Here is a 10,291-nt window from a genome sequence, read left to right as displayed (position 1 = left end):
CTATTTATTTTATTGTTGTTTTGTGGTAAACTCATATCAGAATCTCCTTTTTGGTTTTGGTATGGTTTTTGTGCTAAAAACATTTTACCACAAACCTTAAGGGAGATTCTATTTTTTTATTCAAAAAAATTTGAACTAGATTTACTGTTTAAAGACTATCATAACTGGATTAGGTATTTTTACTTGCCGAATTCAAGTTTAACAAATTTTAATTCATATTTCTAGTATATAGAAATAGATAGTTTGTGTCAAACTTTTGTGGGAGACTTTTTCCTCACAAAGACAAAATCTTATATTTACTTTATTTAGATCTATTTTTTTGAGCTTAAATCTTAGCTAATATCAGCTTTTAGTTTTTGGCTTGAAATTTAACTATTTTTAGACATACTTCTCCTGCAAATATCAGAATCTATTTAAACAGCTCAAATTATCGGGTTATTTGTCATTGGATCTGATATATTTTTTAGTCCCTTAACCCAGTTTTGACCTGATTTTGGACCTTTAAGGGCAGGCATTGTAGCTCTTAATACTTCAGATTCTGATCTGGAATATTTCTTTTGCACATTGTTATATACTTTTCTTAAATCATCCGTTTTAAACTCCCAGTTAATCTTGTTTAAATGCTTTTCTAAGCTGTCATTTCTATCTGCTATTATTATCTTTGCTAAATTTCTTGCTCCTTTTCTAGACCATCTCATACCTCTTTTTTTGAATCTATTAGCTAAAACTTTATCTATATTAGATTCCATTGCTCCCAGACCCCCTTATTTCTTCAGGAAGACCTAAATTCTCTTTCTTTTGCTTCTGCTTTTTATCACGAATAAACTCCCAGTTTTTTAAGAGATATTTTTTGAGTTGGTCTACTTTCTTTTTATCTTTCTCTTTATGCCTGTACTGCCTTGCTTTCTTTAGATTTTCTCTTAGCTTATCTATATCATTTTCTTCTATATTGTCCAGTAATTTAGGAACAAACTCTGATCTACCAAGCTTTCTAAAAAACTTTTGGTTTAGGTGATATTCATCCAGGAATCTGACCTGTCCCTGCGGTATATATTCATTACCTGTTGTTATCCATTCAGCTCCATCTCCACATAAAACGGAAATGCTGCCATTACTGAAAGCATAGTCTTCATACATCTCTGCTGCAGTTTCTTTCCAGAACTCATCACTGCTAAATACTCCGCCATAATATTTTTTTCCAGTCAAATTATATTCGTCACTCATAGGATGTCTTTTTTCCCATCCCTGATAACTCATACCAAGCTTTAATTCACCTTTCTCTTTTTCATCATTTTGAAGTGGTATATGAATTCCATCTGCTTCTACAAAAAGATGCTCTATTTCTTTTCTATCTTCATCTTTATCATCTGGTATCAGTCCATCTCTAAAGAAATCAAGCTGCTTTGTTTCAGCTTCTTTACTGAGTTTTTCTCCTTCTCTCTGGACCCAGTTGAAAATGGCTGTATGACTGGCTGAAGTCTCTAAAATATTATCTATTTTATCTGCAGCCTTTCTATATGGAAGTTCCTGGACCAGGTCCAGTGCTATCTCTTTCAAAGCAGGAGACTGCCTTTCATTAGCAGGTAAATTTAAATATTCATCAAGCAAAAATCTAAACTCATCATTAGAATCTTTGTAGTATCTTCTTTCAATAGTCACTTCACCAAAAAGAGTATCAATAGTTCTTTTTTTGATATCTTTAAGTTTAAATTTATCTTTATCTCTATTTTCCATGATAGCCTGATCAATGTCTTCTAAAAGCTTTTTTAGTGCTGTTTGAGCCTGTTTGCAGACGATTCTAAAAATTTTCTTCTCTACATCCTTGAAGTTAGTCTCATTTTGTAATATTCTTAAATTAAGTTCCAAGGGGCCTCACTCCTTTCTTTGATTTTTTGTCCTTGTGAGGCTCCTTCTTTATTTGTTTTAAAATTCCTGCCTATTTACATAAATCAATTCTTAAATCCCACTTTTATTTTACACTAACAAGTAGATAGCAATCAATATTTTCAGATGTAAATTTATTTTAAATTTCCTATTTCAATTGAAAGTTTCTGGCTGGCCTGTTAAACTATAAGCAAAGTTAAAATTAAATTCAAAAAAGCCGGGGTGAATACCGTGCAAAATATACAAAGTCTATTTAAAAAGTATAAAAATGATATGATAAGTGGATTAACAACAGCCACCATTGCTCTGCCGCAAAATATGGCCTATGCTTTAATCCTGGGCATAAATCCAATTTATGGAATCTATGCTTCCATTTTTTCAATGCTCACCGCCTCTATTTTTAATCTCTCATCATATGTGATTGTCGGTCCAACAAATATGATGGCCGTTGCCCTGTTTAGTAGTTTAAGTAATTTTCAGGGTGAAAATTATCTGGAGATTATATTTTTAACTACATTTTTAATCGGACTCTTTCAGTTTTTACTGGTCAGTTTTAATCTAAGTGAATTAATCAAATATGTATCCCATCCAGTAGTTGTTGCCCTTTCACATGGAGCTGCAGTATTAATTCTTTTTTCTCAGATCGAAAATTTCACCGGGGTCAGCGTTTCAGGCTCCAATGTCATCACCAAAGGCTGGCAGTTTATTAAAAATTTTGAGCAGATTAATTATATCAACCTTGGGGTTGGACTTTTAACTCTAATTTTAATCTACCTAATCCCACGCCTCAAACAAGAACTTCCTGAATATCTGCTGACAGTTACTATTATGACAATCTTTACGGCAGCAAGCGGGCTGAACAGCTCAATTTCTTTAGTTGGCGAAATTCCAAAAAGAATTATTGATTTTAATTTAATAAACTTTGACTGGCATCTAGTCGGCCAGCTTTACAGCAAGGCTTTTTCTATAGCTCTTTTAGGACTGATCCAGACAATGGCGGTCCTGCAGGCAATTTCTTTAAAAACTGATGAGGAACCTGATTTTGACCGAGAATTTAGAAGCCAGGGAATCAGCAATATGGTTATTTCTTTTTTTAGTGCCTTTGCGATTTCAGCTTCTTTTTCCAATACCTTTGCCAACTTAAGTGCTGGCGCCAGACACAGAATCTCTCAGTTTTTCTGTGCCCTTTCGATTATAATTTTCATTTTGTTTTTTAGACCACTTTTAGCCTACATTCCGGTTGCTGTGCTGGCAGGTCTGGTTATAGCTGCTGCATTAGGAATTGCGGATTTTAAAGAAGTTATTAAAAATATGAAAACCACCAGAGGAGATGCTTTAATTTTCTGGTCAACTTTTACCGCCACAATTGTGCTGCCCAACCTTGACCAGGCAATCTATTTTGGAGTTATGGTTTCGCTGGTTGTTGTTCTACAGATTTCTAAAAAAGCAGATATCGAAATGCTCTACTATGATAAAAAAGAAGGAGACAAGGGATATCACCTCCACCATGCTCATCACGAAGATGCAGATCAATCTGAGATTTCAGCGAAACAGGCAAGAGTAGTCGATCTCAAAGGAGCTGTTCATTTTAGTGCTGCTGATGATTTAAAAGAGCAGCTGGAAGATTTTTTTGCCAAAGACACAGATTTTATTATCCGTTTTCGCAATGTAAGGAGAGTTGACATCACCATCATTGGAGTTTTAGAGGAATTTATCGATCAGGTTCAGGCCAGTGGTGGTGAGGTAATGCTAACGGGGGTCAACGAAAAGATTCTTAAGATGTTTAGAAAAATTGGTCTGTCTGAAAAAGTTGGCGAAAATAATATTTATTTACCTGAGACTGAATATTTTGCAGCAACAAACAAGGCTCTGGATTTCAGCAATAATGAAAATGGAAGTTCAAAAGCTGAAGAAAAAAAGGTCGAAGCAGAAGAAGATAAAGAAAAATAAATATCTAAATTATAAAAAATTTTATCTTTTAAAATAAATCAAACTCCCGCCAGTAAAAGCAGCAGTTCTAAATGCTTCTACCTAAGCGGGAGTTTTTTGTAAAACTAAAACATAATTTGGTTTTAATATTTTCTTAGCATCATTAGCAGATTATCTTAAACTGTGACCCTTAGTCTGACTGACTTCTCGCCCCAGAGAAGCGATAATCCCTCCAATACACTGCCTGCAGTCTCCTGCCTCTTCGTTGACACAAATTTTTTCGGGATAAATCTGATATTTTTCCCGATACTTTGAATCAGTTACATTGGGCATTACTACATTGGCACCTGCCAGCAGAGCTTTCTGCCTTCCTTCGGCATCAATTGTTCCGAGAGCTGTTGTGGCCGGGATATGGGCCAGCGGCAGCAGCAGTCTGCTCAAAGCTGTAAATTTCAAGGTCATTTCCACTGTACCAGTTTTACTTTCAGCAAGCGGTGTCTGCTCGTGAGGAATGAAGGGACCGGAGCCAATCATATCAAGTTTTAAATCCTGTGAGAGCAGCAGATCTTCAGCCAAAATCTCAGGAGTCTGTCCCGGAAGATCAATTATTACACCACTGCCGATCTGATAGCCGATTGTTTTTAAATATTTTAGACTTTCTATTCGATTTTGATAGCTCATCCCTGGGTGATATTTTTCATAAAGGGCCTGATCGGCTATTTCGTGTTTTAAAAGATAGCGGTCAGCACCGGCTTCCCACCAGAGTTTATAAGCCGCAAAATCTCTTTCTCCCAAACTCAAAGTGACAGCCATATCAGTAGTATTTTTAATTTCTTTAATAATTTCTGCAATTTCAGCTGCCGGATATTCATCCTCACCTGACTGCAGCACAACTGTCTGATAGCCCAGCTCAGCTGCCATCCCGGCCGTCTCAATAATTTCTTCTTTTTTTAACTGATAGCGCTCAAGCTCGTGGTTATCTTTCCGCAGTCCACAGTAATGACAGTTCTGCTTACAGTAACTTGAAAACTCAATAATCGCCCGCAGATGAACCTCATCACCACAGACTTCCTTTCTTTTCTGATCAGCCTGCTGCAGCAGATAATCAAGTTCATCAATGTCTGCAGTCAGCAGAGCTTTAATATCTTCTTTAGCTAATTCAGCCTGCTCAAATGCCTGATCGACCAGCCTTTTTATTCTAAATTGATTCACCTAAACCACCTCTTCTATATCTTTTTGATCTATATTTTTCTGTTTCTGCTGCCAGAGCTCTAGAGCCTCAGGAAAGGGTTTTAAGGCCCGATCTAAAATCCCGTGCAGCCAGGCAATTCCCATTCCATAATTAATAACTGGAATCCCGGCTTTTTCTGCCTCTTTTAATCTGGATAAAACTTCTTTCCGATTCAGCATACAGCTGCCGCAGTGCAGAATCACTTTATAATCATTGAGGTTTTCTGGGAATTCACGGCCGGAAACATGATCAAATTCAATCTCCGGGCTAATTTTTTCGTGAACCCAGTTTGGAATTTTTACTGTTCCAATATCATCCTGCTGGCGGCGGTGAGTGCAGGCTTCTGCTACCAGTACCCTGTCCCCAGCCTTAAGTTTTTCCATCATTTTAGCTCCCCGGACAAAAGTTTTAAGATCACCTTTATAGCGGGCGAAAAGCACAGAAAACCCGGTTAATAATATATCTTCAGGGACTGATTTTGAGACAGTCTCAAAAGCCTGAGAATCTGTAACTACAATTTTCGGTTTCTCTTTTAATTTATTAATTTCTGAGCTTACATCTTCCTTTTTGGTAACCAGAGCTACTGCATCATGATCCAGAATATCTCTAATTGTCTGCACCTGAGGCAGAATAAGTCTTCCCTTTGGAGCTGCACTATCGATTGGAGTTACTAAAATCACAGTATCTCCAGGATCAATTAAGTCTCCCATGATTGTACTTCGGCTTTGATCAACCGGCATTTCTGCAGCAATTTTCTCTCTAATTTGATCAATGTTGATTTCATTTTCTGCGCTTACCTTTAAAAACTCAAGCTGATAACTTTCAGCAAAATCTCTGATTTCCATTAAAGCTGCAGTTTCTTCTTCCTCTGCTTTTAGCAGCTCGCATTTATTTAAAACTGTAATAAAAGGAATTTCTCTAGCCTGAAACTCTTCGATTAGTTCCGCCTCAAAATCTCCTGCTCCCTGCACGGCTGAAATCACCAGCAGGGCCAGATCAGTTTTGCGCATAATTTCTTTGGTCTTTTTGATCCTCATCTCTCCGAGCTCACCCTGATCATCTATTCCAGCTGTATCGATCATCATAACCGGGCCAATTGGCAAAATTTCCATTGCCTTGTAGACCGGATCGGTAGTTGTCCCCGGCTGACTGGAAACAAGGGCCAGCTTCTGATTTGTAAGTTTATTAATCAAAGAAGATTTACCAACATTACGCCTGCCAAAAACTGCAATATGCGGCCGATCTCCTTTAGCTGTAGAATTCATTTTCCCACTTCCTTATATAATGTAGTTAATTGTTGTGCAATCAGTTGTAATGAAAATGTCATCATTAAAATCTAAAGGTACAAATCGTGCTTTCCTTCTGCAATTGCATCCAGCTTCTCAGCAATATTTTCTGCCAGTTTAGGATTGTCATTTTCCAATCGCTCCATTAATTCAGTTAAACATTCTTTTCCATGTTTCCGACTTGCTGCTGTCCCATAATCCTCCAGATATTCTTTAAAAGTCAGCATTGCATTGGGACGGCAGAATTCCTGAATCTTACCCGGCTTGGCCAGATCCATAAAATCTTTTCCGGTCCGACCGAGGCGGTAACAGGCCGTACAGAAACTTGGAATATATCCAGCCTCTGCAATTCCAGAAATAATTTCATCAATCGGGCGCAGGTCATGCAGTGAAAACTGGGCCAGCTCTTCTTTGTTTTTCTCTTTTTTCTCATAGCCGCCAGGAGTTGTGCGGGAGCCGGCAGAAATTTGAGAAACACCATGCTCAAATAATTCATTTCTCATTTCAGTACTTTCCCGGGTGGACAAGATCATTCCTGTATATGGAACAGCAAGCCTCAATACTGCAACCAGTTTGCGGAAGTCTGAATCAGAGACTGGATAAGGAACTTCATCTAAGGGTGTCCCCAGAGCTGGATTAAGTCTGGGTACTGATACTGTATGGGGGCCAACTCCATATTTTTGATCCAAATATTCTGCATGTAAGAGCATACCGATTACATCAAATTTGTAATCATAAAGTCCAAATAAAGCACCAATTCCGACATCATCAATCCCTGCTTTTTGTGCCCTATCCATTACAGAAAGGCGCCACTCATAGTTGCTCTTTGGTCCTGATGGATGCAGTTTTGCATACTGTTTTCTATTATATGTTTCCTGAAAACAGGTATAGGTGCCAATCTCTGACTGCTTGAGCTTTTTAAAATCTTCAGTGCTTAATGGTGCAATTTCAGCATTAATTCTTCTAATTTCTCCCCCGTTTTCGGTTTCAACATCATAGGCAGTTTTAATGCTTTCAACAACATAATCAAGATCAGTTATTGGAGCCTCTCCTGTTAAAACTAAAAGCCGCTTGTGTCCCTCGCGCTCAAGGGCCTCTACTTCATTCCGAATTTCCTGCTGGCTTAATTTTTTGCGATCAACCTGATGGTTGTCCTTGCGAAAACCACAGTAGAGGCAGTTATTAACACACTGATTGGCAAAATATAGGGGAGCAAAAATCACCAGCCGCTTCCCATAAATTTCTTCCTTGACTCTGCGGGCAGCTTCCAGAAAGCGGTCAATCAGCTCCTCATCTTCTACCTGCAGCAGAGTTGCCGCCTCAACAGGGCTAATTCCATTTAACTCTAAAGCTTTATCAATAATTCGATTTACTTCCTTCTGACCTGGCTTTTTGGCCTCAGCCAGAATTCCTTCAATTTTCTCATCAGTTATATAGTCACAGACTTCTGTCCTGTAATCTTCTCCAAACTCTTCCTTAAAATAATTAATCTTAATCTCCTCCTTTTATGTCCATGCACCGGGAACCACCCGGTTTATGTCGAAAAATGTCAACTAAAACCTTTTCTAGACACAGTTATACAAAAACCGACAGGTTCACGGTACCTGTACACTGGTCAGCGCAGACTTTAAGTTAACTCCCGGCAGGTTTCCTAACTGACCGGTCATTGCTCCAATCTGATCCGGTGTTCCCTCTACAATTAGAGAAATCATCGATAAGCCGTGTTCAGCGGAAGGAATTCCCATCCGGCCGATAATACAGTCTGCATGCTCACTTAAAATTTTATTAATCCGGTCACTTACCTTTTCTCTTTTTTCTACAACTACTGCTACTGAGCCAATTCTTTTTTTCATTATTCTCCTCCAAATTGTGAATTTATTCTTTTTAACCAGGTCCAAAACGGCCGTTTTGGACCTGGTACCAACATATTCTACTTAAATTTTGACATAGAAAGACCCCTCCCCTGATTCTCAGAATTTCTCCTTAAATTCAGGCAGTTATTTAACGTGATATCCTTTCAGACAGGTGGCCCCGGCTGATCAGATATTAACTTTGCTTATTATTATAACTCATCTCAAGGCTTTGTTCAAGTTTTCACTTAATTTTAATTGACCGTTTTCAAACGGCCTCTGCAGTGGAATTAAAAAATCTAATTTTACTGACAATTATTAATATATTGAGTTTTTTAAGTGATGTATCCTGAAATCCGCGTATTTTAAAGCTGTTGTGCTTTAAAGGCTTTACCATCTATTTGCTTTTTGACTCTAATTATTGTAAAATTGAATAGGAACATTTTAATCTCAAAATAAATGTATTAAAGTGTTAAAGTACTAAATTAATTAAATTCTAGAAGGGAGAAGATATAATTTATGTTAAAAAAGAAAAATTATTTACTAGTAGTAACTGCCGTTATAGTCTTTAGTCTTTTACTCAGTGGAATGGTTTCTGCCCAGACAACATTCCTTTCAATTGCAACCGGAGGTACTTCCGGAACTTATTATCCGGTCGGAGGCGCAATTGCCAAGGTCTTAAATGAAAATATAGATAACATGAATGCCTCTGCTCAATCAACCGGGGCATCTGTTACTAATACCCGCTTAATTTATAATCAGGAAGTTGAATTAGCAATTCTGCAAAATGATATTGCCAGCTATGCTGTCAATGGTCAAAACCAGTTTGCTGATAATCAGGTTAATAATATGAGTGGAATTGCAGCTTTATACCCGGAGGTAATTCAGATTATTGTTCGTAATGATGCAGGAATCGAATCAATTGCTGATCTGAAAGGTAAAAGTGTAGCTGTTGGTGCTCCTGGTAGTGGTGCAGAAGCTAATGCAAAGCAGATCTTAGAATTCTTTGGTTTAACTTATGATGACATCAATGAAGATTATCTTTCATTTGGTGAAGCTGCCAGCCGTCTTAAAGATAGACAGATTGATGCAGCTTTCTTAACTGCTGGTATTCCAACTGCTGCTGTAATGGATGTTGCAGCAACTCAGGATATTTCTCTGATTAACTTTAGTGATCAGGATGTTAAAGAACTGAATTCTGAATATCCTTATTTAACTGGAGTAACTGTACCAGCTGGAACTTATAATGGTCTGGATAGTGACATTCAAACTGTTGCTTTAAAAGCTATCTTAGTTGCAGATTCAGACTTAAGTGAAGATGTAGTTTATAACATTACTAAAGCTATCTTTGAAAATCGTGACACTTTAATCGCTGCTCATGATAGAGCCAGAGATATTCAATTAGAAACTGCTCAGGATGGAATGACAGTTGAATTACATCCTGGTGCTCAAAAATATTACGATGAGGCTGAATAATAAATTTAAAGAGAAATTAAAGTAAACAATAAGTAGCTTTGATAATCTTTGCTGAAAAATTTATATTATGCCTTTAGTAATTATTAAAGGAGGATAACCGGGTATTGAAAAATACCCGGCTCTCATTTATTATGAAAAAAAATAAAAAATTTATATTTTTTTTGCTTACATTATTTATCTTAATAATAGTATTTTCACTCTTTGTTTTTAAAGTAAATCTGCTGCAGATAATTGACTATCAGCAGGATAAAATAATCTGGGAAAAAAAGGCTGAAAATGGTGCAGAATTTAAAATTAAGTATCTGCATTCAGTAGCCAAAACCCCGGTCATCGAAATTTTTGAAATCAAAGATGGAAAAATATTATTAACCGGAACAGAATATCAGTCCTATGGAGCAGGTCTTCCAACTGAGGCTGTCCAGGGGGAATATCTGGTAGAAAATGATAAGTTTATTATTAAAAATATCAATCAATTTCTGCCGGAGATTATGCTCAGAGTTAGTGACTATGCAGAACATGAATTTGTTTTTAAGGAAGATACGATTCCTCTCTATCAAGAATTAGAGACTGAAACTCTGCTTCAGATTCAATGCAAAAAAATTAGCTATTTTAGATTTATCAAAAGGAGGTTTTAA

The 10,291-nt window shown here is 37.1% G+C and carries 9 protein-coding genes; 3 read left to right on the top strand and 6 right to left on the bottom strand.

Annotated features, from left to right (window positions below; all coding sequences use genetic code 11):
* Positions 1-422: 422 nt before the first annotated feature.
* Both C8C76_RS12695 and C8C76_RS12690 read right to left on the bottom strand, forming a co-directional pair.
* On the bottom strand, positions 423-749 hold the full coding sequence (locus C8C76_RS12695; RefSeq protein ID WP_108142229.1) for a hypothetical protein: 327 nt from the start codon (positions 747-749) through the stop codon (positions 423-425).
* Positions 739-1,866, bottom strand: a complete 1,128-nt coding sequence (locus tag C8C76_RS12690; protein WP_108142227.1) for an ISLre2 family transposase — start codon at positions 1,864-1,866, stop codon at positions 739-741. Before C8C76_RS12690 ends, C8C76_RS12695 begins: the two co-directional genes overlap by 11 nt.
* A 249-nt stretch (positions 1,867-2,115) precedes the next feature.
* Here C8C76_RS12690 and C8C76_RS12685 point away from each other — a divergent pair, with 249 nt between their 5' ends.
* The gene (locus tag C8C76_RS12685; RefSeq protein ID WP_108142225.1) at positions 2,116-3,834 is read left to right on the top strand and encodes a SulP family inorganic anion transporter; all 1,719 of its coding nucleotides are present in this window, start codon (positions 2,116-2,118) and stop codon (positions 3,832-3,834) included.
* Positions 3,835-3,984: 150 nt separating this feature from the next.
* Here the strand turns inward: C8C76_RS12685 and hydE are convergent, their stop codons facing one another.
* The 4 genes from hydE to C8C76_RS12665 form a co-directional block, all read right to left on the bottom strand.
* Entirely contained in the window at positions 3,985-5,025 is a 1,041-nt protein-coding gene (gene hydE / locus C8C76_RS12680) for a [FeFe] hydrogenase H-cluster radical SAM maturase HydE (RefSeq protein WP_108142223.1), read from the bottom strand.
* Positions 5,026-6,309: a [FeFe] hydrogenase H-cluster maturation GTPase HydF gene (gene hydF / locus C8C76_RS12675; RefSeq protein WP_108142221.1), complete on the bottom strand. Its 1,284-nt coding sequence runs from the start codon at positions 6,307-6,309 to the stop codon at positions 5,026-5,028.
* Between the two features lie 71 nt (positions 6,310-6,380).
* Positions 6,381-7,826, bottom strand: coding sequence for a [FeFe] hydrogenase H-cluster radical SAM maturase HydG (gene hydG / locus C8C76_RS12670; protein ID WP_108142219.1), 1,446 nt, complete (start codon positions 7,824-7,826; stop codon positions 6,381-6,383).
* A gap of 99 nt (positions 7,827-7,925) precedes the next feature.
* Positions 7,926-8,183: a TM1266 family iron-only hydrogenase system putative regulator gene (locus tag C8C76_RS12665; RefSeq protein ID WP_108142217.1), complete on the bottom strand. Its 258-nt coding sequence runs from the start codon at positions 8,181-8,183 to the stop codon at positions 7,926-7,928.
* 516 nt (positions 8,184-8,699) lie between these two features.
* On the opposite strand from C8C76_RS12665, the gene C8C76_RS12660 reads away from it, so the two are divergent.
* Together C8C76_RS12660 and C8C76_RS12655 are read left to right on the top strand one after the other, a co-directional pair.
* Complete coding sequence (locus tag C8C76_RS12660) at positions 8,700-9,656, top strand: TAXI family TRAP transporter solute-binding subunit (RefSeq protein ID WP_108142215.1); 957 nt, start codon at positions 8,700-8,702, stop codon at positions 9,654-9,656.
* Between the two features lie 104 nt (positions 9,657-9,760).
* Complete coding sequence (locus C8C76_RS12655) at positions 9,761-10,291, top strand: DUF1850 domain-containing protein (protein WP_108142213.1); 531 nt, start codon at positions 9,761-9,763, stop codon at positions 10,289-10,291.

Source organism: Halanaerobium saccharolyticum (genome assembly GCF_003053565.1).
GTDB classification, from domain to species: Bacteria; Bacillota; Halanaerobiia; order Halanaerobiales; family Halanaerobiaceae; genus Halanaerobium; species Halanaerobium saccharolyticum_B.
This window is presented reverse-complemented; position numbering and strand designations above follow the sequence as displayed.

Excerpts from the sequence above, each read along its gene's own strand:
- hydF (WP_108142221.1), bottom strand. The coding sequence starts at position 6,309 with ATGAATTCTACAGCTAAAGGAGATCGGCCGCATATTGCAGTTTTTGGC.
- C8C76_RS12660 (WP_108142215.1), top strand. The coding sequence starts at position 8,700 with ATGTTAAAAAAGAAAAATTATTTACTAGTAGTAACTGCCGTTATAGTC.
- C8C76_RS12665 (WP_108142217.1), bottom strand. The coding sequence starts at position 8,183 with ATGAAAAAAAGAATTGGCTCAGTAGCAGTAGTTGTAGAAAAAAGAGAA.
- C8C76_RS12695 (WP_108142229.1), bottom strand. The coding sequence starts at position 749 with ATGGAATCTAATATAGATAAAGTTTTAGCTAATAGATTCAAAAAAAGA.